Here is a 25,456-nt window from a genome sequence, read left to right on the forward strand (position 1 = left end):
CAATAAGTATATTAATTTAATAGATTATCAGGTGTTTTCTCTTGAAAAACACTTATAATAGCTTGAGCCGTCATTAAGCCTACGGAATGGTATACTTCATAAGATTCTGCAGCTGTATGTGGCGTAGTGATAATATTATCGAAATGAAACAGTGGATTATCACGAGTGATTGGTTCTTTTTCATAAACATCAATTGCTGCAGCCTGTAATTTTCCTGTTTCCAGTGCTTCATACAACGCTTTTTCGTCTACAAGAGCACCCCGAGATGTATTAACAAAATAGGAACCTTGCTTCATTTGATTGAATCTTTCCTTATTCATAAAATGATGTGTCTCTGGCAAGTTCGGAAGATGCATACTAACAATATCACTGGCTTGTAATATTTCCTCATATGAAGTAAATTGAACATCATATCTAGCAGCAATCTCTTTATTAGGAAACTTATCATAAGCTAGTAATTCTACATCAAAACCGTATAATTTTTTTGCCACACTTTGCGCAATGTTTCCAAATCCTAATAAACCAACTTTTTTACCTTTTAATTCTGTGCCTACAAAACGCTCCCAATGACCTTGTCTGGTTGAGACATGTAAATTTACAGTATTACGTAAACTATTTAAAATAAGATTTACCGTTAATTCCGCAACCGCATTCGAGTTAAGTCTCGGTGCATTCGTAACCTGAATTCCATACTCTTTTGCCTGGTCCAAATTGATATTATCAACACCTACTCCAAACCTTGAAATAACTTTCAAGTTAGGCGCAAGCTTAAATATAGACTCGTCCCATGTATCAACTCCTGCCACAACTGCATCGATATCACCAATAATTTCTTTTAACTCACCAAATTTCATCGGTCTGTCATGCGGGTTTTCAATAATTTCAAAATTGTTTTTTTCTAATAATTGTTTGGCTTCTGCACACAATTGAGAATAATTAGTAGCAGTAACTAAAACTTTTTTTTGCTGACTCATCTTAATTTCCTCCAAATTCATTTTCAGGGTAGAAATACGTTAATCTGAGGCAAGAATGTAACAACCATTAAAGCTAACACCATTAATACGAACATTGGAGCAGCTGCTTTACTTACCTCCCATATTGAAAGCCTAGAAATACCTACTCCAACAAATAATGTTCCGCCAATTGGAGGGGTTATCAAAGCGATAGCTAAATTCACAACCATGATAATGCCAAAATGAACTGGATCTACTCCAATCTCTACAGCAACTGGTAAAAGGATAGGCGTCAATATAATGATGGAAGCAATAACATCCATGAATGTGCCTATAAATAATAGAAATAAATTAATGATTAATAAAAGGATAATAGGATTATCAGAAATACTAGTAATCGCATTTGCCACCATAGTTGGAATACTTTCTATCGATAATATCCTTCCGAAGAATGTCGCTGTTCCCGTAATGATTAAAATAATCGCTGTTGTTAACGCTGAATTGCTGAATACACTAAATAAATCTTTAAGCTTCAACTCTTTATATACGAATACGCCAACAATTAAGCCATAAACGGTTGCAACAACTGCAGCCTCAGTGGGTGTAAAAATACCCCCATAAATACCACCAAGAATAATAACTGGCATTGCCAATGACCAAGAAGCACTACCGAATTCCTTTCCTACATACTTCCAAGAAAACTTTTGATCATCTTTTTGGTAGCCGTGTATTTTCGCATAGAAATAACTATAAAAAACAAGTAAAGCTCCTACTAATAAACCTGGAATAATACCGGATAAAAATAAACTTCCAATAGAAGCAGATGCAGAAATTCCGTAAATAACCATTGGTATACTTGGAGGTATGATAACACCTATTGTACCTGCACAAACAATCAATGCTGTCGCGAATTTTTTATCATACCCTTGTTGGACCATTAAAGGAATAACCATACCTCCAATTGCTGCTACGGTTGCTGGACCAGAACCAGAAATAGCTGCAAAAAATATACAAGTTATGACAGTAGCTATAGCTAGCCCGCCAGTTATGTTGCCAACAAAGATTTTCGCGAATCCAAATAAACGCTTTGAGATACCGCCTCGCCCCATGACTTCCCCAGCAAGAATATAAAAAGGAATAGCCATTAAGGGAAAAGAGTCCGCAGATGTGACCAAGCCTTGCACTAAATATTCTGGTGAAACGGAGCCGCTATAAAAAATAGTTACCAGACAAGCTAAACCTAACGCAAAACCAATTGGAACCCTCACAACCATAAATAATATAAATGAACCAAACAAAATTAATGTCATCATAAGCTGCTCCCCCCTTCTATATCCTCTTCTTTTAGACTAAGCGTCCTCCAATGTTTTATAATATAAATAGTATTTTGTAATAACCTTATTAAGGTCAAAGTCATTCCAATGGGTACAGAAAGATACACATATACCATGTCAACACGCATTGCAGCACTAGTTTGTCCATAGTTCATTAATTGCTCAATCAAAAAATAACTATAGTAAATCACAACCACCGCAAAAATACCCACTAAAATATTAGAAACCAATATAAATATCTTCTTAAGTGTATCTGGTACTAAGTCATATACAATGTCGAGTGTTATATGTCTAGATTTTTTTACAGCATAGGCAATCCCAATGTAAATAAGCCATATAAAACAGTACCTTGCAAGTTCTTCCGACCATGCTAGCGAATTGTTCAAAAAATATCGCATAAACATTTGTAAACTAATTGCGGATAGAGATATAACTAGAAGCATAACTACAATCCACTCTTCTATATGTTCATTCAATTTTCGTATGATATTCATATTAATACCTCCTAGAGGTCCTTAAAATTATAATCGTTTATAATATCCCACTTGCTCAGAATAATTTTCTAAACAAATTCTGCTATTGTAAACAAGTGTATGTTTAAAAATAAGCTGGTGTTTTTCTCATATCAATAACTTCTAAAGTTATTTCTCTTCTGAGCTAGCGGGATAACTATTTCATAATTTATATAGCGTTGCTGTATTCCTTTTAATTGCTCTTTTACTGGCGAGTATTAAGGAACGTTTCTACAACATCTTCACCAATTTCATCTTTAAACATTTCATAAACAGGCTCTGTTATCTCCTGCATTTCTTGCAATTGTTCATCAGAAAATTCATATATATCCATTCCTTCATCAACCAGTGCTTCTCTTGCCTCAACCTCTTCTTCCTGTGCCAATTCACGGTTATATTCAGTAGCTGCACCAATCGCATCTGAAATAACTTCTTGCAAATCGCTTGGTAATTCGTCATAGAATTCTTTATTTGTGATCATTACATTCGGAGCATAAACATGCTTTGTCACTGTTAAATAGTCTTGAACTTCAAAGAATTTATTGGCATAAATTAAACCAAATGGATTTTCCTGCCCATCTATTGTTCCTTGTTGTAAAGCTGTATATAATTCCCCTAATGCCATTGGTGTTGGGTTTGCACCTAATAATTTCCACGCCTCAATGTGCGTTTGATTTTCCATAGTTCTTAAAGACAGACCTTGTATATCTTCAATTGATTCAACAGGTTTTACATTGTTCGTTAGATTTCTGAATCCGTTTTCAAAATAACCTAACCCCTTAAAACCATGTTCTTCTAAGTTATCTAAAATCATTTGTCCAGGTTCTCCATCTAAGGCTTCATATGCTGTCTCCCGGTCAGTAAACAAATAAGGCATATCAAGAATAACAACTGAACTATCAAATCCGCCTAATGCTGCCGGCGAAGGTCCAGCTAAATGAACTTGTCCCATCTGCATTGCCTCGATAATTTCCCTGTCTTCTCCTAATTCTCCTGCAACATTCAATTCAACTTGTAATCTGCCGTCAGACTTTTCTTCAAGCTCCTCTTTTAAAAAATTATATGTTTTTGTAAGTGAATGGTCGGGACCAACTGAACCACCAGCAATTCTAAATGTTATTGGATCGTCTTCACCATTTGCTGATTCACTATTTGCATTTGATGAATCATTGCTGCCACACGCAGCAATAATTGATACTAAGATTAATACCATTCCTAATAATAGCTTTTTCATAATTAAAACCTCTTTTCTTTTATTTTTTAACTATTGACACTTAGTTCTTTATCTAAATCCTGTAAAGCTGCTTTTAATTTCTCAATTTCATCTAACTCTATGTCTAGATGTGGCTTTTTCATTACTCCAGCATCCAAACCTCGAATTTTTAATGCTTCTTTAAAATAAGACATATTACTTCCATTTTTTAGTACGTCGCAATATTTAGTAGCTATTTTTTGATATTTTCTAGCCTTTTCAATGTCACCTTCTTGATATGCATTATAAATAGCTACAAAAGGTTCAGGATAAACTCCAGAAACACCTGATACAGTGCCAGTACAGCCTAATGCTAAAGCAGGTAAAAATAGGTGATCTGGCCCGAATACAACATCAAAATTATCATTATTTACATTTAAATATTGACTTGTTAAAGTAAAATCAGGATAACTAAACTTAATACCAATAATATTTTTACACTGAGCAACAATCTTCCTTGTTACTTCGATTCCCAGCTCATTGGATGCACATTGCGGAATACTGTATAGATAAATAGGAAAATTTTCTGGCAAGCTATTAGCAATTCGCACATAAAAATTCTCCATTTCTCGTTCATTTACACCGAAATAAATAGGCGTAACAACCCCAATACCATCAGCACCAATCTCATGTGCATGCCATGCTAGTTCCAAAATGTTTTCAACATGAACATCACCTACATGAATATATACAGTTACTCTTTTATTAGCTGTTTTAACGACCGTTTCAGCGATTGCTTTTCTCTCTTCAATAGTTAATTTAATCATTTCTCCAGTTGTCCCTAACGGGTATAAACAATGCACACCTTTTCCAATTAAAAATTCTGTTAATTGAGCTACTTTCTCTAGATTAACGCTTCCATTTTCATCAAATGGAGTTACCATTGCTGTTGTTACACCATATAATTTTTTCATTTACAATCTCCTTCTATTCCCATTATTCTTAAAGCGCTTTCTATTTATCTTGTAGTAAAATCACCTCCTTAAATTATTTTTTACTGCTAAAACGTTATAGCAAAAGGTAAAAAATAATTGCTAAAACGTTATAGCTAGTAAAAAGGTAGTCAGTTATTAACTGACTTATAGATTAACAGCTTCGTCGTTCAATAATCTCTGTTTTAAATTGCAAAGAAACGGGAGATTCAATTTGATGATTTATGGTATCCATGAGCTGATGAACACAAGCTATTGCCATTTCTTCTACAGGTAGATGAACTGTCGTTAATGAAGGATATGTATAAGGTGCTTGTTCATTATTATCATGTCCTATAATTTCTATATCCTCTGGAACACGTAAGCCAAACTCGTTACAAGCAGACAAAGCGCCTATTGCCATAGGGTCACTTAAGAAGAAAAGAGCAGTGGGCAATTCACCTGATTGTTTTATTAATGCTCGCATTGTTTTATAGCCGCCATCTTCGGAAAAATCTCCTGACAACGTATGCGTGTTCTTTAAGTTATATTCTGTTATACCGTTTAAAAAACCTTCTTGCCGCAACTCAATAGCTTGTGAAGAAATATTAGGAATAACAATACCTACTTCTTTATGGCCTTTATCAGCTAGATAGCTTGCTACCATATTTCCTGTCAGCTTTCCGTCAACTGTAACAGAACTATACTTTTTAGTTTCACGTAAATATACCACTAGAGGAACCTTCAGTTTATTATTTTCTAGAAAATCCATATCCTCATTCGAAGCATTTGTTATAATAGCCCCATTAAACCTTGTACCTGTATATAAGCTGTCTACTTCATGCAGTTTTCCATTTTCATAAGGTTGAATTAAAAGTTCAAATAATCCATCTCTGTATAAAGATAAGTTCTGTATCCCTTGTAAAAAACGACTGACTAAAGAAGCTCTGGCATCTAAGGTCCATAAGAGAGTAATTATTGGTATGTTCTTCTCGCCCTCGTTCCTAAGTCTTCTTGCTGATATACTTGGAAGATACCCCATCTCTCTTGCTACCTCTAATACTCTTTTTTGCGTGGAAGCTGAGATTCTCATTTTATCTGCTTTTCCATTTAAGATAAAAGAGACAGTTCCTGATGAAACTCCTGCTTTTTCCGCGATTTCTCGAATTGTAGCCATTCTTGTCTCCCTAAATTACTTAATGTTTGCTAAAACGTTATAGCATGTTATTATAATAGAACGTTTTCATTTGTTTGTCAATGAGTTATTTTTACTTTTATTTAGAACATATAACTATATAAGTTGAATTAATAAATCTATCTTTTGTGCGTAACGTAATAAATCATTTATTTTAGGATTAAACACTATCGCTATCGGAAAAATAATACGCAGACTCCTATGGAAAAATGCAATTGTCTTCATGGAGACAATCAATTGCTGTCTTAGTAAGAAGGCGCTCGTAGAAAAAGGGAACTTTTTCGAGGAGACTGAACTCAAGCTTATGAAAAGCATAGTATTTTTCTGGAGCGAATGCTAGATGACAAAATCTCTATTTCAACTTATATAGCAATGTAAAAATCTATTTGACAAACTGTTCATAAACTTTTCCTGCTTGAAAAAGAATATCCTCTCTATAATAACTCGCAATCATCTGAAATCCCAGTGACAAACCATCTTCTTTCATTCCAGATGGCAGCGTCAATGCAGGGTGTCCCGTAAAATTAAACGGCGAAGTATACCGAACCATAAAATCTCCAATGTTTTCATTTCCTGCCCCTTTAAACACTATTTCTTCATCAATATACGGAGGTAAAATTGGCATTGTCGGAGTTATCATAATGTCAACTTCCTTTAAAATGCTCTCCATTTTTCTCTTCCAATCTTTCCTTGTCTTAAGGGCATTTAAATAGTCGATTGCAAGAATCTCATTTCCTCTTTTAAAAGTTTGTATCAGCTCTTTACTGTACTGATCTTTATAAATTTTATAGTTATCATTATGAATAACCGTCATTTCGGAGGTTCCTATTGTTCTGGACAACTTTACCGTATCATCATTCAGAAAGGATACATCAACCTTTTTAATCTGTGCTCCCAACTGTTTCAAATTCTTTATGACCAATTTCATCATCGAATCCGTAACTCTATCATTAAATTCATTAAAGTAAACGTTAGGAAGACCAATTTTTATATTTTTTAGTCCGTTTTCATGATCAAATGGGCGATATTTTGTATCAATCGTATTTTCTATTAGGTATTTCGCATCTTCTATATTGTTCGCAATGGCTCCGATATGATCTAATGTCCAAGAAAGAGCTGTAACACCCTTCATTGCTATTAAACCAGAGGTAGGTTTGATTCCTACAACTCCACAACATGCTGCTGGTATCCGTATGGAACCAGAGGTATCTGTCCCAATAGAGCCAACACATAAACCTGCAGCTACCGATACAGCAGACCCGCTGCTGGATCCCCCTGCAATTCTTTTTTTATTTAAAGGATTAAGTACATCCCCAAAGTGTTTATTTTTAGAAGTGACATCTGCCGCATATTCAGACATATTATTTTTCCCCAGGGTAATACACCCTGCCATTTCCAGCGAATCTACTATTTCAGCGTTGCTTTCAGCAATATTTTGGATGTCTATTTTTGAGCCATTTGTTGTAGGAAACCCTAAAATGTTGATTGCATCTTTAAATGAAATTGGAATACCATACAAACGCATTTTTTCCTTATTTGCCTGATGAACTTCTATTTTATTAGCCTGTTCAAGCGCTCTTTCTTCCATTAGAGTAATATAAGAATGAAGGTTTGAATCCTTTTCTTTAATTTTTTGTATGTATTCCTTGATAACTTCAACAGGAGTATATTTACGCTTTTGATATCCATCTAACAGGTCGTTTATCGTAAATCCCATAGAAAAATCCCTCTTTTCCGAAGCACAAATATTTTACATTATTAATCGTTCATTTGTATCTCCCATAAAACAAGAAAAAGCACATCTCCTAATTATTAATTACTTTTGTAAATGAAGTTAGAAACATTCACTTTAAGTGGAGATGTACTTCCCATTTAATTCATTCACTTAGTTTTTAGAATTGGATACTACTTCTTTCAAGGCCTCCATTATTATCTTATTTATCACAACAGCAACATAGCTGGCGCCTTGATCAAAAGCTTTTGCTGCTGAAGTCGAGTCAGATGCTACCAATCCCATTTTTATATCATGTCGTTTTGCTTTTTCAAACATACTTGATATGACGTTCTGTACCTCTGGATGATTAGGATTGTCATAGCCTAAATTTACAGCTAAATCTGTTGAACCTATAAAAGCTACATCAATTTCATTTATAGTGATGATTTCTTCAAAGTTTTCTACAGCTTCTTTTGTTTCAATGTGTACAGAAATAAGATTATTCTTGTTTGCCTGATCTAAATAATCCCTTCCATTCAGTACTCCATATTGCGCTGCTGGAATTGAATAGGCAACGCCACGCATTCCAATTGGCGGGTATTTCGCTTTAGAAACAACTTCTTTCGCCTGGTCCGAATTACTAATCATCGGCACTTGGATACCTTCTGCACCATTATCCAAAGCTTTTTGTATAGATGATGGGTCATAGGAGGTACGTACAACCGGTGACATATTGGCTTGTTTTGCAGTTCGTATCATCTCTGTAATTTCGGATTGACTGAATGCTCCATGTTCATTATCAATAACAACAAAGTCATATCCATTAAATCCAAGCATTTCAACAAGTGAGGGATTATATGAATTTACAAATCCACCTAATGCTTTTTCATTATTAAAAATTTTTTCTTTCAAGTTTTTTGTCATACAGTTCAAATACTCCCTTTAAGCTAATTTTTCAGTAACCAAACTTTTAATTTACGAGAAACTTCCAACGGATTATCTAAGCTGCTGAGGTGTCCCGCATTTTTAATCACCGTCAATTCAGAGTTTGGAATTTGATGGACTATCTCATTACTCATTGCAACGGGACAGACACTGTCCTCTTCTCCAACCATTACGCTTACGAAGCATGAGATTGTTGGCAATACTTCAAACGCATCAGGTCGATACATCAATGCGGTCATTTGTCTTTCCATTGCGTCTGCTCCAACTTCTTCAGCCATATTAATTACTTTCTGAACAAGCGATGTATCCTGGTTAGCTCGCCGTATTAAACCCGGCATTAAGTAGTCCTTTGTTACACTTGTAAAATTTCCTTCTTTACTAATTTGTATAAATTTAAGCCATGTTTCAATTTGAACATCTGTTGGAGACCTGGGATTGGTATCAAGTAAAGCCAGCCGCATGACACGCTCTGGTGCTTGTCTCATAATTTCAATTGCAACCATCCCGCCCAGTGATAAGCCTGCAAGTGCAAAGCGTTCAGGTGCTTTATCCAACACGTTAGATGCCATACCTTCAATTGTATTATTTTGTGTTAAATCTCCAACTGTAATAGATGCTATATCTGCTAAATACGACATCTGATGCTCCCATAATTTTTCATTACAAAGTGTTCCTGGAAGTAATAGAAGCGGAATTTTATTGTTTCGTTTTAAATAATCCTCTTGTTTCAAGGATATGTCCCCCTCTATAAAAATTTTTGATTGTATCTGCCTGACCGGCACAGATAAAAACTACGGCCGGCAGGTCAGGCAGACGTCCATCCAAAACTAAAAGTTGTGCTTTCGTTTACTTCTGACCCATTTTCAACTTTTTTGCCATTTCTTTTTCAAGCTGGCTAAAGTTTTCTGGTGGTATCATTTTACCCTTATCGTCTACACGGAAATTATATTCTTCCCCTTTTTTCACTACCTTTGGATCCCAGATTGGATCGGGACGGTCGAAAACTTCATGTTGTTCCAATATAGAAAATAACCACGAATCTTCCTCTGCAATATTCTCAAAACCTCTATACATGTAAGGAGGTAAAGAAATCATATCCCATGGTTTTAAAATCGTTTCTCCTTCAATCTCATCTGCGCTGTTCCCCCAATAAAAGCGCCATTCTCCTGTTAATACAAAAAATGTTTCGATATATTCGTGCGTATGATAAGCTGGCCCATTTCCTTTAGGTGCCTTTACCATACCAATTTGAAAGCCGTGCGGCTCAGTAATGACTGGATTATAATTCTCATTTTCACTTGCGGTGTCACCAATCAAAGCATAATTAAGCCGGTTATGCCCTGGAATAATACTATCAATAAACATTAACGGAATGGCTTTATCCTTTATTTCATCAAAACGTACAACCCAATCCCTTTCGATAATTTCTTTTGTGAAATTTGTTTTTTCTGAATTCATTTATTTTTCCTCCTTGATATCTGTATAATGAAATGAATTATTTCTCTTCCATGCAAATTTAATTTGATTTTCTTTTAAATGCGGATAAATGATGCCCTTCTAGTCCTTCTATTTCAGACTGTCTACTTGAATGTGTCGCTAAATAATCAACTCCTGCTCCGGTTATTTCTTGGAAAGTAGCCACTTTCACATAACTGCCTACCCATAAACCACCTGTGTATCGCCCCCCTCTATTAGTGGGTAATGTATGGTTTGTCCCCGAAACTTTATCAGAGAATACAACAGAACTATTCGCACCGATAAACAAAGAACCATAATTATATATTTGATCTATAATATCTTTATTATTTTTCAAATGTAAATGGAGGTGTTCCCCTGCAATTTTATTACACACACTGATTCCTTCCTCAACCGATTCCACCACAATAATTTCTCCCAATCGCTCCCATGATTCGTGTGCGGGAGAATTTTCGTTAAATGTCTCTAAAAGCAGGTTTACCTCTTCCAGCGTTTTGTCAGCCATTTTTTTTGAGGTGCTGATTAAAATAGCCCTCGCATTAGGATCATGCTCAGCTTGCGCTAATAAATCAACAGCCACTAGTTCCGGGTTGGTGGACTCATCAGCAAAAACTACTACTTCACTAGGACCTGCAACCAAGTCTATTCCCACTTCTCCAAACACCTGTCTCTTTGCTTCAGCTACAAACCGGTTTCCTGGCCCAGATATCACATCAACCTGTGGAAGAGTTTCCGTTCCATACGCCATCGCTCCTATAGCTTGGGCACCACCAATCGCATAGATTTCACTAACTCCAGATTTTTTCAATCCGTATATAACTGCTGGATGAATACTGCCATTATAGTTAGCTGGGCTACAAGCAATTATCTTCTTTACTCCGGCAACTTTAGCAGGAGCAGCAACCATTGGCCCGCTTGAAAGTAGTGGGTAGCGCCCTCCTGGCACGTAGGTTCCTACTGTTTCCACTGGGATTACTTTGTGCCCCAAACGAATTCCATCTCCAAATTCCTTGTCCAATGGTAGTAGGCAATCCAACTGTGCTTGAGCAAATTCAGAAACGCGCTTTACGACATTGTCTATTAAATGTTTTTCTTCATCTGTTAATTCTCTAATTGCAATTTCTATTTCTTCTTCACTCAGACGAATCGAAGTCCTTTCCGACTTACCAAACTTTTTCTCATATTCCTTTACTGCTTCGTCACCATGTGATCGGATGTTCTTTAATATATCTTTTACAGTTTGTTCGGTTTCCTCTGATGTTTCTGCTTTTTCATAAGACGACTTTTTAATGAATTCCAAAACAATTCCCCTTTCAATCTTTTTAAGGCAATATATGTTAGTCACATAGCAGTTTATTTAATTGCTCCTGCACTCATTCCTTTTACAAATTGTTTACGCACAATAAGCATAAAGATAATAGTAGGGATAACGTAAATTACCCCAGCTGCAGCCATTTCATTCCAAATAACTCCATTTTCTCCAACAAAATAGGACAGAGCTACAGGAAGTGTAACTGCTTCTTGACTTGTAAGAATTAGAGCAAACATAAACTCATTCCATACAACAACAAAACAGAATACAGTTGCTGTTATAATCCCTGGTTTTGCCATTGGCAAAACAATATTCCATATAATTCTTAACCTGCTTGCACCATCGATTGCTCCTGCTTCTTCCATATCTTTTGGAATACTATCCATAAAACCTTTAATCAGCCATATCGCATATGGGATGGTATGTCCTAAGTTGACAATGATAAGCGCCACTGTGGTATCCAACAATCCCCAATTTCTAAACGCAGAAAAGAATGGAATAACATTAACAATCAACGGAATAAATTGGGTTGCTAAGATGGCAAACATAAGCAGCGTTTTACCCGGTATTCTATATCTTGATATACTGTATGCTGCTAAAATACTCACTGGTACGGTTATAATAAGCGTGAAAAATACGACGATTAAACTATTCATATAATAGTTTTCAAAATTATACGCTGAACTGAATAATCTGCGAAAATTATCTAGAGTCGGCTCAAAAATAACACTGATAGAATAAACGTCTTCACCAGATTTAAATGCCGTTAACAAAATCCATAAAATTGGAAAAAAGAGAAAAGTAACAACTAATAATACACCAATTAATTCTAAAACAGAATAAATAGTTTTTTTGCGTTTAATAGTATTCATTAGTTCCAATCATCTCCTTTTACCAATTTCCTCATGTAGACCAGTACAAATGCTACTGTAATAATTGCCAAGATATATCCTAGAGCTGCTCCATACCCCATATCAAAATATCTAAAGGACGTGTTATATACCAAGAAGTTTAATACTTCTGTTGAATTCCCTGGTCCTCCACTGGTCAGTGTCACAATCGGATCAAATTGTTTTAATGCAAACATTGTCATTAATATTGTTGCGATAAGAACAATTGGTTGAATCATCGGCAAGGTGATGCGAAAAAAAGTTTGAAAACCATTAGCACCGTCCATTTTTGCCGCTTCATATACTTCTTTTGGTAATCCCATTATTCCGCTTATAAACATTAAGGACATAAACGGAAGCCAGATCCATACTGCTATAGAAATAAGCGCAATCATTGCTGTTACAGCATTTCCCAACCAAACAACATCGGATAACGGAGGGATAAAGAAATCAATTATCGCTGCGAACACACCATAATCAGGATTTAACATAAACCTCCAGGAATAACCTACGAGAGCAGGACTTAATGCAAATGGAATAATCAGTACTGCTCTCAAATAAGAAATATAGGTTTTTTCTTTACTTAATAGAAGCGCAACTAAAATAGCGCAAACAATTGTCACTATTACAGTAGCAACTGTAAATATTAATGTTACCCATGCACTATTCCAAAAATTTGGGTCATTGAACGCTCTTACATAATTATCAAAACCGATAAAAGAACCAATTTCAAGACTTTCTGTCAGGTTCCACTCATGAAGACTAATCCAAAGTGACCTAGCTAATGGAAAAATAGTGATTGTAGCCATAATCAGTAATGCAGGAGCTAACAAAATGTATTTGAAAAATTTACTTTCCATTCTTACCCTCCCACTAATACACATTTTGTATTAAATACCTTTTTAATTTTTCGATATTATTCTTGTAATAGCAGCTCCACTTCTTCTGCTGCTGCGTCTAACTGGCTCTGTACATCCTCTCCAGTCGCCATATTGGATATTGCCCTGCTAAGAATATCTGATATTTGTGGCCATTCTGGTATAGTAGGAAACGTCTTCGCATTTTCAAAACTATCTCCACCGATATTAAACAAATCGTCTCCAAGTTCATTTAATTCTTCATCTCTAAGATTTTCCAACTGAACAATATCTGTAGAGAACTGATCCATTGGTACTTCTTCATTTAAAGAATCCATAACAATACTTTTTTCATTTTCAGGATTACTGAGCCATTCCATGAATTCCCATGCAGCTTCTTTATTTTTTGAACTTTCCATCATCCCAAGCGGGAAAGTAGATACACTTGCAACTTGTTCACCATCTTCCCATGTTGGGATAGTGGTGAAGTTCACGTTTCCTCGTACTTCCTCTGCCGACGAGTCACTAGCATTAAAGTCAGAATAGACCCACCACCATCCTATCCACATTGCTGATCTTCCTTGCTTAAAATGCGTTCTAGATTCTTGTTCCGCAAAGGAAACAGATCCCTCTGGAGCAAAGCCTTCTCTTAGCAAATCTATATATTTTTCTGTTGCTTCAACACCTTCAGAGCTATTAAAGACAGGAGTATTATTTTCATCTAGGATTTCAGCGCCATTTCCCCATAGATAACTTGCCCATATCGCAAGATTCTGTCCATTATTTCCTGCTTGATAGTACGGTGTTATAGCAGATTTATCTGTTTCTGAAGTGATAGTTTCGCTAACGTTTTCAAGTTCTTCCCATGTAGTTGGTGGTTCAATACCCAAATCCTCGAAAACATCTTCTCTATAGAATAATACTTGTGCATTAGCACGTAGAGGCAAACTATAGATTTCACCATCATAAGTTGATAATTCTACAATTGATTCTGGGAAACGCTCAAAAAAATCTTCATCCGCATATCCACTTAACGGCTCTAAAAATTGTGAAATAGAAGGTCCCATCACGTCCAAATGAGTAACTAAATCAAAAGATGCGTCTCCAGAGATTCCTTCAGCTGTTATTCTATCTAACAAATTATCATATGGAATCCCTATAAACTCGACTTCAATACCTGTTTCTTCTGTAAACTGTTCGCTACGTTCCTCCCAAGCATTAAACTGACCAATATTACCTTCTGTAACTGCAACTGTTACAGTCTGGTCTTCTAAATCTTCACTGCTATCATTATTACAGGCAGCCAATACAACAACGAATATTAGCAGCATGATGAATAAAATATTCTTTTTCAAACGAATCACCTCATATGTTTAATTGTGAGCCCTACTAGCTTTAAATCATATATGAAACGTTAAATTACTTAAGATACACCTGTGAAGTTCCCATCGTCATATCCATTGTCTTCACTATCATTTTCAGTATCATTTTCGCTTTCTGTATAAATTTGACGAAGTACTTCCATTCCGTCAAAGAGCATCCACTCTTCTTGGATTTTTTCATTTCTTACTTTAAAATGGTTCATTCCATGGATTTCAATGGGTTTTCCACTTGGATTGCCAAAATACCCAATACCACTGTGCAACCCTTGTATTCTCCAACGAACCGCAACATCCCAATCCTTTTCATTATCTCTTTTATTACAAGTTACACGTTCTAAGATAACTTTGGAGTTTGGAACGGAAGCAAATAGATTAATAAACATTCCCTGTATTTCACTATGGCCAACCATATCCCTATTACATACATAATGAATTACAGCATTCTCATCATAAAAATCTTTGACTTTATTAATAGATCTCCTATCCCATACTTGATTAAAGAGCATTAACATAAAGTCCCCGATCTCGAAGCCATCATGTTTGGGGTTATAAGCTTGTGGCTGTAATCCCTCTTCTGCTGATTGCGCTATATTAAATTGAAGGTTTGGAGCTAGTTTGCTCGTTTGTTTTGCAGTACGTTTAGCAATTTCTACTGGATCAAATCCAAGCTGCTGCACTAGGTGATAAGTATCCATTACCAGCCATTCTTCATAGATTTTATTTTCATGTATCAAACAATCTGCTGTTGTCCGAAAGACTACTTTCTTTCCTGTTGCAGGACCGTATAGAGTATTACCTAAATTTGTTCCAATGGATCTCCCTCTATGCGAAGTAAAAAACCCTTCTTTATCATTTCCTGACCATACAACACTCCACCCCAATCCTGTACGATCCGGAAAAGATTGCAAAGTTTGCAGCGTTCCTGCAATAACTTCATTTACACCATGGCTATTGATAAGCCCTCGATGGATTTGGACACCATGGCTATACGTATCGTAAATTAGACCGATATCTTTTTCCTTCCAAATTTGTCGTGTTATCCGAATAATATAATCGATAATATTATGATAGTCTCCAAATCCCTGCATACTTTGTTTTTTAATATTTTTTACATCTATATTTAAATAGTCATCATCATCTTTGGAGTCCACCATATTTACTTCTGAACTATCTGCATAGTATACAAGCTTCGAAAGTTCATTTTGATGATTTTCTTTTTCAGCTTTACTTATATTATTATCGGAACGCTCCAGATGTTTTGTTGGTTCTTCCTTTTCTGTAAAATTATTATTTTTTGTTTCCTTCATGTGAAATCTTCCTTTCTATAAATAAATTGGATAGTAGTTTTTTCACTTCATCACTACACACACTAATATCACAATACAAAGCTCTATAGTAAGTTAAATACGCCCAGCTTCAATTCAGACATTTCATCCATGGAATACTTGATTCCTTCACGACCAGTCCCACTGTTTTTTACACCGCCATAGGGCATATGATCTACTCTATAAGATGGAATATCGTTGATAATCACCCCCCCAACTTCTAATTCATCTACTGCCTGGTAAGCTTTTTCCAGTGAATCTGTAAACACGCCTGCTTGCAGTCCATACTGTGAATCATTTACCGATTGAATCGCTTCTTCCCACCTCTCATATTTATTAATTACTACTACAGGGGCAAAAGCCTCTTCTTTTAGAACAGATGCATCTGAATCTATATTTGTTAGGATAGTAGGTTTGATCACCGAACCTGTTCTTTCTCCACCACGATATACGTTTTCAACTCTGACTTCTTTTATCCAATGTTCTACTCTCTCTGCTTCTTTATCATGGATGAGCGCAGATACAACTGTATCTTCTTCTAATGGATCGCCTACTTTGATATTCTCCACCTCTTCAGCAAACGCTTCCAAAAAAGAATCATATAAATCAACTTGGACATAGATACGCTGTACAGAAATACAAGTTTGACCGGAATAAGAAAATGCTCCTTGAGCACATTTCAAAGCTGCAGAACGAATATCCTTTGTTTCATCAATAACCACTGCAGAATTTGATCCTAATTCCAATGTCACTTTCTTCAACCCTGCTTTTTCCCGAATTCCTTTCCCAACAGGAACACTTCCGGTAAAAGTAACCATTTTAATGTCTTCGTGTGTTACTAGAAAATAGCCCACAGTCTTCCCAGATCCAAAAATTAGATTTAGCGCTCCTTTGGGCAGCCCTGCTTCTTCAAAAATCTTTGCAGTCATAATAGCACTTAACGGTGTTTGAGAAGCCGGTTTTAAAACAACGGTGTTACCCATAGCGAATGCAGGACCTAATTTATGAGCTACAAGATTAAACGGAAAATTAAATGGTGTAATTGCAGCAATTACTCCCAATGGTTCTTTTTTAGTGAATCCGAATCTGCCATACCCATTTTTAGCAGCTTCCATTGGAATAATTTCTCCAGCAATTTTTTTGGCTTCATCTGCTGCAAATCTATACGTTTCAATTGTTCGTTGAACCTCTCCTCTTGCTGCCTGAATTGGTTTTGCATTTTCCCAAGCTAATATTTCAGCACATTCCTCCAGTTTTTCAGTAAAGATAATAGACACTCTTTCTAAAATATTAGATCTCTCTAATAGTGAAAGCTTTCTCATACTGCCAGCAGCTTTTTTAGCACTCTTAACAGCTTTTTCAGCAATTTCTTCATCAGCTAATGGTATTTTGGCAATTACACGTTTACTGTATGGGGCTACCAAATCATAATGTTCTGTTCCTTCTTTCCACTCACCATCTATAAGAAATTGATACTGTTTAACTTCCATTACTTCCACCCTTTCCTCCCTCATAAGCATCCTCATAAATACCAAGAATTTGATCCTCATGTAACCGATAAGGCGTATTAGACAACAATCTTTTAACCTGCGACGCCTGCTCAGCCAATTTAGGTAAATCCGCTTTCTCCACTCCCAATTCTTTTAAAGAAGTCGGTAAGTTCAAATCCTTCAACAGCTGTAATAAATAATGGACCACAGCTTCCAGCGCCTGGTGCTTAGAGCTTGTAAAATCGCCAATCTCTACAAAGGAAGCAACTCTAACCATATCGTCCGTACATGTTTTTCCAATCACTTTAAAGACGAAAGGCATTAACAGCGCATTGGCCACGCCATGTTCGATATGGTACGTTCCACCCAACGGATAAGCCATTGCATGAACCGCTCCTACACCTGCGTTGGCTAAGGAGACACCTCCCAATAGACTTGCCCAGCTCATACCTGTTCGCGCTTCTATGCTACTGCCGTTATGTACAGCATTTGTGATATGTTCTGCAAATAATTTCATCGATTTTTCGGAATAGATTCGTGTCTGCTCTGTAGCATTCGTCGAGATATACGATTCAATTGCATGTGTAAAAGCATCTACTCCAGAAGCTGCCGTCACTCTTGATGGACAGGAAAGGGTCAGCTCAGGATCTACAATAGCTGCATCAGGTAATAACGCAGGGCTGACGATTCCTCTTTTTACTCCTTCCACTTCATCCCCAAAAATGGCATTTTTGGTCACCTCTGCACCTGTTCCAGATGTTGTTGGCAGTAGTACACAAGGTACAGTTCGATTTTCTATTGTTTTCTTTCCACTAAAGTAATTTTCCAGATCATGCTTATCCTGCAAGGCAGCACTCGCTTTTGCGACATCCAGCGCACTTCCTCCGCCAATTCCAATTACAAAATCAGCTTTAGATTGATTTAGTGTTTTAATTGTTTCTTCAACAAGCGAAAAGGTCGGTTCTCCTGCAATATCCGTCATTGTCTCCATTGGAATCTCACACGTCTCCAATACTTCCTTTAATTCATCTACCAATCCAGCTTTCTCCACACCTTTATCACTGATAATAAATAGCTTGGAAGGGTTTTTGGATAGCACCTCATCTTTTATTGTTGCTAAAGCTCCTTCCCCGAAGCGAATAACGCCTGGTATTTGAAAATCGTTAAACTGCATCATATTTTCCTCCCCTTTATCCTTACTCATCACTACTTTTAACCTGTTTTCTCTTTTTATTGAATCCGCATTCAAAAATTACCAAACAGTCCACCCGCCATCCACAATCAGCGTTTGGCCGGTTACCATATCTGCTGCCTCGGATGCCAGAAATACAAATGCACCAAATAAATCCTCCTCTTTTGCTAACCTTCCTAGAGGAATACGGCTTAACACATCTTTTTTAAAATCCGCATCATCCAGCATCTTTCTTGTCATTGGTGTTTCAATAAAAGTTGGCGCTACAGCATTGACATTTATATGATATGGAGCCCATTCAATCGATAAAGATTTTGTCAATTGTGTAATAGCCCCTTTGCTGGAAGCATATGCAGCCCGTTTATAATAACCTACAAAAGCCATTTGCGAAGAAACATTAATTATTTTTCCTTGCTCCGCAGCTTTCATGTATTTTCCTACAGCTTTACTTATAAAAAATACACTTTTTACATTTATATCAATAATCTGATCCCAGTCCTTTTCGGTAACTTCTTCCGCCTTCTTCGGTATATTCGTTCCAGCATTATTCACCAATATATCTATCTTTCCAAAATGGTCATACACCTTCTCTACCACAGTGGGAATACTATCAATATCTGTTAAGTCCACGGAAACCGGCAGCGCTTTCTGACCTATGTTTTCAATCTCTTTGGCAACCTCTTTCAATCCTTCTTCATTCCTTGCCATTAAAGCAATATCAGCTCCATTTTGAGCTAACAACAAAGCAATACTTCTTCCAATTCCCTTGCTTGCTCCAGTAACAATAGCTGTTTTACCAGATAAATTAAAAAGCTCGTTTGCTTTATATCTAGCCATTTCTCTACCTCCTGAAATAAGCGGTATTCTACTGATTGTTAACACCTGTTGTTTTACGAATAATTAGTTCTGGTTCTAACGTAATTTTATTTGGCTCACTATTTGAATCATCTTTGTTAATAAGTGAAAATAACTTTTGTAATGTTAGTACAGCCATTTCTCTTTTTCTTTGAGAAATAGTACTTAAGCCAATATAAGGATTACTCGCAATCTCAATATCATCAAAGCCGATGATAGAGATATCATATGGAATATGTCTTCCACTTCGAGCAGCTGCATCCATGATTGCTAATGCCATTTGGTCCGTTGAAGCAAAAAACGCAGTCGGCATCTCTTTGTCCCTCATTAGATTCAACGCAAACTGAAAAACTTGTTCATAGATTACTTCTCCCTTATAAATCAGCGATTCATCATATTCTAAACCATTTTCTTGAAGTGCTTCTTTATACCCTTCAAAGCGTTGATAAAAAGTAGAATATATTGTAGGGCCAGAAATAAACGCTATTTTTCTGTGCTTGTTTTCCACCAGATGGTTAACAGCTATTTTAGCTCCCAGTCTGTTATCTACTTCTACATAATGACTTTCTTCAATACCGTAAATGCGCCGGTTATAAAAAATGATAGGAAATCCTTTATCGTAGAATTCTTTTACCTTTTGATTATCCATCCGGGCTGAAGCGACAATAATTCCATCTACTCTTTTCCCATTAAGCGTGTTAATTGCTCTTTCAAAACTATTTTCATCTGTTTCTGCATCGATAATAATAACTTCATAATCATATTTCTGAGCTTCCCGCAAGATAATATGAGCTGTTTCCGCATAAAAAGAGTTTGAAATATCCTCCACAATAAGCCCAATCGTATTTGTTTTCTTGCTTGCAAGGCTTCTGGCAATCTCATCTGGGGAAAAACCTAACGTATTGATAGCATCATGTACTCTTTTTCTCGTTTCTTTTCTTACGTGTGGGTAATTATTAAGAACTCTTGAAACGGTAGTTTGGGAAACTTTTGCTAATTTTGCCACATCATAAGCACTCACTCTTCCCTTCAAAATATTATTTCACCTCTCTTGAATGCGGATTCAATTTATTGAAAGCGGATTCATATAATTTGATTCCTTATAATTTATCATATGTTTCTGACTATTGCAACATGTTTTTTCGAATAAAATCAAATACAGTTTTCATGCATTATGATAACTTCTAAATAATATATGTTTAGTCTGGTAACACCCAATCGTATAATACAAGCCAAATTATCATCTCTCACTCATGATAATTTGGCATTTTTCATAAAGTATCTATTCTTTTCCCTTCTATCCGCTTCCCTCTTAACCGCTACAGTTAATCTACCCATAAAATACTACGGGCTTCCGAAATTCGTTGACAGTACTCATTCTTACCTTAACGATTCTTCAAGTATATCAACCATTTTACCTGAATCAACACAAGACCCTGTCCATTTTTCAATACAATATGCATTTTGAGAAGCAAGCATTTTTATGCCATTTTGAGTGAATGCCCCTTTATTTCTTGCTTGTTTCAAAAATGCAGTTTCATATGGATTATAAATAATATCTGATACAAATACATTTTCTTTTAATTTTTTCACTTGAATAGGTGTTTCATGCTTATGCGGCCACATTCCTATCGAGGTCGTCTGAACGATTATATCATATTGTTCTAAATTGTCTTCTGCTTCCTCCAAGGAAATCGTCCTTGTTTTTATACGGTTCTCGTTTAACCCTTTTAAATTTTCTGCTTTTTCTAGCGTTCTATTTGCTATGTCTATTTTGACATGATTATGTTGAGAAAGGGTATAGTAGATGGAGCGTGCAGCACCACCTGCTCCGATTAACAGCACATGTTCATTTGTTAATTCCGAAATGCCCATATCTTCTTTTGCAGCACTGAGCCACGCTTGACCATCGAGATTAAAGCCTACATACTTTCCATCAATTAAATGTACAACATTTACAGCACCCGTTGTTAATGCAGTAGGGGTTAATTCATCTAAATAGGAAAGAATCTCACTCTTAAAGGGTACCGTTACCATAAAACCTTCTATTCCTAACGCTTTCATACCTTTTACGGCATTTTCTAAATCTTTCTGTTCTACATGAAAAGGTTGAAAATAAGCATGAATATTAACAGATGCATAAGCTCTATTCTGAATCAGCGGGGAAAGTGAGTGTGCTATAGGGTTACCTAGTACGCCAAATAATTTTTTCAAATCTTCACCTCTCTACGATGCGTCTTCTTCATTCCATACAATTAATTTAATTTCTGTCATTTCCTCGATTGCAAATTTCAGTCCTTCTCTGGCATTACCACTATCTTTCACACCGCCATAAGGCATTTGGTCAACTCGGAATGTGGGGATATCATTAATCATCACGCCACCTGTCTCTAGAGATTTAGATGCTTGTAAAGCGGTTTGAATATCTTTTGTATAAATACCCGCCTGTAAACCATACCGTGAAGCATTCACTTCTTGAATACCTTCTTCTACGGTTTTTATGGTATTAACAATAACAATCGGAGCAAATACTTCCTGACAAGAGACCTTTAAATCCCGATCCGCATTTGTAATAATTGTAGGAAGTAATATATTACCTTCCACTTCCCCGCCTGCAATGACTTTACTTCCTGCTGAAGCTGCTTCCTTAACCCAGCTTACCGCTCTATCCAAATCATTTTTAGAAATAAGACAAGAAACGTCGGTCTCTTCATCCAATGGATTACCTAGTACGAGTTTTTCTGCTTCCGCTTTGAATTTCGCAATAAATTGGTCATATAATTCTTCATGTACATAAATACGTTGCAGTGAAATACACACCTGCCCCTGATTGGAAAACGAACCCACTACACACTTAGGAACAATTTTTTCTATATCTGTGTTTTTATCAATAATCAGGCCTGCATTAGAACCTAATTCCAAAGCCACTTTTTTCAAACCTGCCTGCGCATTAATTCTTTTTCCTACCTCAGGACTTCCTGTAAATGTAATCATGTTTACTTTCTCGCTATTCACCAACTGATCTCCAACAATTTTACCACTTCCTGTTACGATATTCAGACAGCCTTTTGGCAGTCCTGCTTTATCAAGTAATTCTGCTAAAAAATAACTCGATAAAGGCGTCTGAGATGCCGGTTTTAAAACAATTGTATTACCTGCTGCAATTGCCGGTCCAACTTTATGAGCTACTAAATTCAAAGGGAAATTGAATGGTGTAATAGCAGCAACTACCCCTACAGGTTCTCTAAGTGTATATCCTATTTTATTTGCTCCATTTTGGGCTGCATTCATTGGAATCATTTCCCCACACAACTGCTTCGCCTCTTCTGCAGCAAATTTATATGTTTCAATCGTTCGCTCCGTTTCTGCTCTAGAATATTTCATTGGCTTTGCTGCTTCTAATGAGATAAGTTCCGCTATCTTTTGTTTACTTTCCTCTAATAACTTCACTAAATTCTCAAGAATATCGGCTCTTTCAAAAGCAGTTAAACTACGCATTACTTCCCTGTTTCGATAAGCAGCCTCTATCGCTTCTTTAACTTGACCATCAGATGCTTCTGGAATTTCAGCTATTTTTTCACCTGTAAAAGGAGAAAATAGATCTTTATATCGTTCAGCTTCACACCATTCCCCGTTAATAAACAGTTTTTTTCTCATCATATTCCTCCTCACAAAAATATCTATTCTGATTCTTACCCACTATCTGGCCAAAACTCCACCATCAACAGGAATCAATGCTCCTGTTACATAATCCGATGCGGAAGAAGATAAAAATAATGCAACACCACAAACATCTTCTGGGGTTCCCCACCGTCCTGCCGGAATTCTTTCATCTACTTGTGGTCTTCTTGCAGGGTCACTTTCTAAATCTGAATTCATAGAAGTTAACATATATCCCGGAGCAATCGCATTAACTTGAATACCATATGAAGCCCATTCATTGGACAAGGATTTTGTTAATTGTAATACTGCCCCTTTGCTCGCTGAATACGCTGATGAATGGTAGGCTCCAAAAACAGATACAATTGATCCAAAATTGATAATTTTCCCGGAACTCTGTTCCTTCATTGCTATTGCTGCTAATCTCGATAACGCAAATACGCTTGTAACATTTAAGGTAATAATTCTATCCCATTTATCAAGCGGGAAATCTTTAGCCGGTCTTCTTTCAATTAATCCCGCACAATTCACCAGAATATCTACGCCTCCACCTAATTTATCAATCGCCTCATAGAATACTTCTTCGATTCTTTCCAGATCCATTAGATTTCCTTGTATAGGATGAATTTGATTTTCACTCGTCTCTAATTCCTTTAAATCATGGATCTGATCAGATATATCAATAGCTGCTATTTCTGCACCTTGTTGATAATATTTTTCTGTTAACACTCTGCCTATTCCTTGAGCAGCTCCTGTTATAAGCACTTTTTTACCTGTTATTTCAAACACATTATCACCCTCTTGGTTTGCTAGTTTACGTGTATTCCTTTATCTATCAGTGCGTTAGCGATTTCCATTAACCCTTCAGAAATGGATGGATGTGCTTGGGTTAGGCTAGCAAGTTCATCCACAGTGCCTTCAAGCTGCATATAGGACGCAGATTGACCAATCATTTCTGTAACGTGGGAACCAACCATCGTCACGCCTAATATTTCTCCATAGTTCGAATCAATCAGTACTTTGATAAACCCCTCAGTTTCTCCCATCGCCAAAGCTTTTCCATTCCCTGAGAGATCATACTTACCTGCACGATAATCCATATTCCTATCTATTAGTTCCTGTTCATTATAACCTACACTTGCTATCTCTGGTTTTGTATAAATACAACGGGGCATCCATTGATAGTTGATGTTTTTTTTCTTTCCATCCATATTCTCCACTGCTGTTAACCCTTCCTCACTTGCTACATGGGCGAGCTGTAAACCGCCAATAACATCACCTGCTGAATAGATGCCATCAATGCTTGTTTCCAACTGTTCATTCACTGCTATAAAAGAACCATTCTTATTTAGCTGAAGCGAATCAACAGCCGATAAATTAGGCCTGCGTCCAACCGCAATTAAGACTTCACTCGTCTCTACTTGTTTATTTTCTCCTTTTTGCGAAGAAAGATTTATTTTCTTAACGCCGTTCTTCTCAGACATAGAACGTACCTGATGTTTCAACAGTATCTTAATTCCTTTTTTCTTTAGACTTTTCAATAACGCTTTCGAAGCGTCTTTATCCTCTGAAGGAATAACTCGACCACTCATTTCAACAATCGTTACTTCTGTATTTAAGCTGGATAAGATATTCGCCATTTCCACACCGATTACTCCTCCACCGATAATCAGGATAGATTCCGGTATTTCCGTAATATGAAAGATGGTGTCTGTTGTATGATAATCTACTGTATTGACACCTTCTATAGGCGGAATGACTGGTGTACTCCCTGTTGCTATTAAAATCTTATCTCCAAATAGAGTTAATGTATCATTATCTGCTTTTTTTATGTTTATCTGCTTGTTCGTTTCCACACTAGCCATTCCATTGTAAACGGATATATCTCCACTTTTTAAAAGCTGATTGATCCCCATTCGAAGTGTTTCTATGACTTTATCTTTCCTGGAAATCATATCTTCCAAGGAAAAATAAAGGTCGGAAACCTTTATTCCCCAGTCATCCGCCTTTTTTATATCCTCAATAATTTCTGTATGCCTCAACAGGGTTTTGGAGGGAATACATCCCCTGTTGAGGCATGTCCCTCCTAAATAATCACTCTCCACCAGTGCTGTTTTCTTTCCATTCTTAGCAGCTCTTATGGCAGCAACATATCCGGCAGGTCCTCCACCTATAATTACAACATCAAAATTTGTCATAGC

23 protein-coding genes are annotated in these 25,456 nt (G+C 36.5%); all 23 read right to left on the reverse strand.

Going from position 1 to position 25,456, the window contains the following annotated elements; all coding sequences use genetic code 11:
- Positions 1-11: 11 nt before the first annotated feature.
- The 23 genes from ACFO3P_RS00180 to lpdA all read right to left on the reverse strand — a co-directional run bounded on the left by ACFO3P_RS00180 (position 12) and on the right by lpdA (position 25,453).
- Positions 12-974: a phosphoglycerate dehydrogenase gene (locus tag ACFO3P_RS00180; RefSeq protein ID WP_256705333.1), complete on the reverse strand. Its 963-nt coding sequence runs from the start codon at positions 972-974 to the stop codon at positions 12-14.
- Positions 975-997: 23 nt separating this feature from the next.
- A complete protein-coding gene (locus ACFO3P_RS00185; protein WP_256705334.1) occupies positions 998-2,266 on the reverse strand; it encodes a TRAP transporter large permease in 1,269 nt (422 codons plus the stop codon).
- Positions 2,263-2,781, reverse strand: coding sequence for a TRAP transporter small permease (locus tag ACFO3P_RS00190; protein ID WP_256705335.1), 519 nt, complete (start codon positions 2,779-2,781; stop codon positions 2,263-2,265). Before ACFO3P_RS00190 ends, ACFO3P_RS00185 begins: the two co-directional genes overlap by 4 nt.
- A 223-nt stretch (positions 2,782-3,004) precedes the next feature.
- Complete coding sequence (locus ACFO3P_RS00195; protein ID WP_256705336.1) at positions 3,005-4,033, reverse strand: TRAP transporter substrate-binding protein; 1,029 nt, start codon at positions 4,031-4,033, stop codon at positions 3,005-3,007.
- A 26-nt stretch (positions 4,034-4,059) separates the two neighbouring features.
- Positions 4,060-4,965: a dihydrodipicolinate synthase family protein gene (locus tag ACFO3P_RS00200; protein ID WP_256705337.1), complete on the reverse strand. Its 906-nt coding sequence runs from the start codon at positions 4,963-4,965 to the stop codon at positions 4,060-4,062.
- Between the two features lie 172 nt (positions 4,966-5,137).
- Positions 5,138-6,139 (reverse strand): LacI family DNA-binding transcriptional regulator, encoded by a 1,002-nt coding sequence (locus ACFO3P_RS00205; protein ID WP_256705338.1) that lies wholly within the window; start codon positions 6,137-6,139, stop codon positions 5,138-5,140.
- A gap of 400 nt (positions 6,140-6,539) precedes the next feature.
- Entirely contained in the window at positions 6,540-7,874 is a 1,335-nt protein-coding gene (locus ACFO3P_RS00210) for an amidase (protein ID WP_332094041.1), read from the reverse strand.
- A 168-nt stretch (positions 7,875-8,042) separates the two neighbouring features.
- On the reverse strand, positions 8,043-8,795 hold the full coding sequence (locus tag ACFO3P_RS00215) for an HpcH/HpaI aldolase family protein (RefSeq protein ID WP_256705340.1): 753 nt from the start codon (positions 8,793-8,795) through the stop codon (positions 8,043-8,045).
- A 23-nt stretch (positions 8,796-8,818) separates the two neighbouring features.
- Positions 8,819-9,547: an alpha/beta fold hydrolase gene (locus ACFO3P_RS00220; protein ID WP_256705341.1), complete on the reverse strand. Its 729-nt coding sequence runs from the start codon at positions 9,545-9,547 to the stop codon at positions 8,819-8,821.
- Between the two features lie 115 nt (positions 9,548-9,662).
- A complete protein-coding gene (locus ACFO3P_RS00225) occupies positions 9,663-10,274 on the reverse strand; it encodes a cupin domain-containing protein (RefSeq protein WP_256705342.1) in 612 nt (203 codons plus the stop codon).
- A gap of 58 nt (positions 10,275-10,332) precedes the next feature.
- Positions 10,333-11,592, reverse strand: coding sequence for a histidinol dehydrogenase (hisD, locus tag ACFO3P_RS00230; RefSeq protein ID WP_379542001.1), 1,260 nt, complete (start codon positions 11,590-11,592; stop codon positions 10,333-10,335).
- Between the two features lie 53 nt (positions 11,593-11,645).
- Positions 11,646-12,476, reverse strand: coding sequence for a carbohydrate ABC transporter permease (locus ACFO3P_RS00235; RefSeq protein WP_379542002.1), 831 nt, complete (start codon positions 12,474-12,476; stop codon positions 11,646-11,648).
- The gene (locus ACFO3P_RS00240) at positions 12,476-13,354 is read right to left on the reverse strand and encodes a carbohydrate ABC transporter permease (protein ID WP_379542003.1); all 879 of its coding nucleotides are present in this window, start codon (positions 13,352-13,354) and stop codon (positions 12,476-12,478) included. Before ACFO3P_RS00240 ends, ACFO3P_RS00235 begins: the two co-directional genes overlap by 1 nt.
- Before the next feature lie 56 nt (positions 13,355-13,410).
- Complete coding sequence (locus ACFO3P_RS00245; RefSeq protein ID WP_379542004.1) at positions 13,411-14,706, reverse strand: ABC transporter substrate-binding protein; 1,296 nt, start codon at positions 14,704-14,706, stop codon at positions 13,411-13,413.
- 68 nt (positions 14,707-14,774) lie between these two features.
- The gene (locus ACFO3P_RS00250; RefSeq protein WP_379542005.1) at positions 14,775-16,040 is read right to left on the reverse strand and encodes an ester cyclase; all 1,266 of its coding nucleotides are present in this window, start codon (positions 16,038-16,040) and stop codon (positions 14,775-14,777) included.
- An 83-nt stretch (positions 16,041-16,123) separates the two neighbouring features.
- Positions 16,124-17,548: an aldehyde dehydrogenase family protein gene (locus ACFO3P_RS00255; protein ID WP_379542135.1), complete on the reverse strand. Its 1,425-nt coding sequence runs from the start codon at positions 17,546-17,548 to the stop codon at positions 16,124-16,126.
- Entirely contained in the window at positions 17,538-18,725 is a 1,188-nt protein-coding gene (locus ACFO3P_RS00260; protein ID WP_379542006.1) for an iron-containing alcohol dehydrogenase, read from the reverse strand. The genes ACFO3P_RS00255 and ACFO3P_RS00260 overlap by 11 nt, the downstream gene beginning before the upstream one ends.
- Positions 18,726-18,800: 75 nt before the next feature.
- Positions 18,801-19,577, reverse strand: a complete 777-nt coding sequence (locus ACFO3P_RS00265; protein WP_379542007.1) for an SDR family NAD(P)-dependent oxidoreductase — start codon at positions 19,575-19,577, stop codon at positions 18,801-18,803.
- A 28-nt stretch (positions 19,578-19,605) separates the two neighbouring features.
- On the reverse strand, positions 19,606-20,628 hold the full coding sequence (locus ACFO3P_RS00270; protein WP_379542008.1) for a LacI family DNA-binding transcriptional regulator: 1,023 nt from the start codon (positions 20,626-20,628) through the stop codon (positions 19,606-19,608).
- 347 nt (positions 20,629-20,975) lie between these two features.
- Positions 20,976-21,809, reverse strand: a complete 834-nt coding sequence (gene aroE, locus ACFO3P_RS00275; RefSeq protein WP_256705354.1) for a shikimate dehydrogenase — start codon at positions 21,807-21,809, stop codon at positions 20,976-20,978.
- A 12-nt stretch (positions 21,810-21,821) separates the two neighbouring features.
- The gene (locus tag ACFO3P_RS00280) at positions 21,822-23,252 is read right to left on the reverse strand and encodes an aldehyde dehydrogenase family protein (protein WP_256705355.1); all 1,431 of its coding nucleotides are present in this window, start codon (positions 23,250-23,252) and stop codon (positions 21,822-21,824) included.
- Between the two features lie 42 nt (positions 23,253-23,294).
- Positions 23,295-24,044, reverse strand: coding sequence for an SDR family NAD(P)-dependent oxidoreductase (locus ACFO3P_RS00285; RefSeq protein ID WP_256705356.1), 750 nt, complete (start codon positions 24,042-24,044; stop codon positions 23,295-23,297).
- Between the two features lie 20 nt (positions 24,045-24,064).
- Complete coding sequence (lpdA, locus tag ACFO3P_RS00290) at positions 24,065-25,453, reverse strand: dihydrolipoyl dehydrogenase (protein WP_256705357.1); 1,389 nt, start codon at positions 25,451-25,453, stop codon at positions 24,065-24,067.
- Positions 25,454-25,456: the final 3 nt, after the last annotated feature.

This window comes from Oceanobacillus aidingensis (genome assembly GCF_042654105.1).
In the GTDB taxonomy this organism is placed as follows: domain Bacteria; phylum Bacillota; class Bacilli; order Bacillales; family Amphibacillaceae; genus Oceanobacillus; species Oceanobacillus oncorhynchi.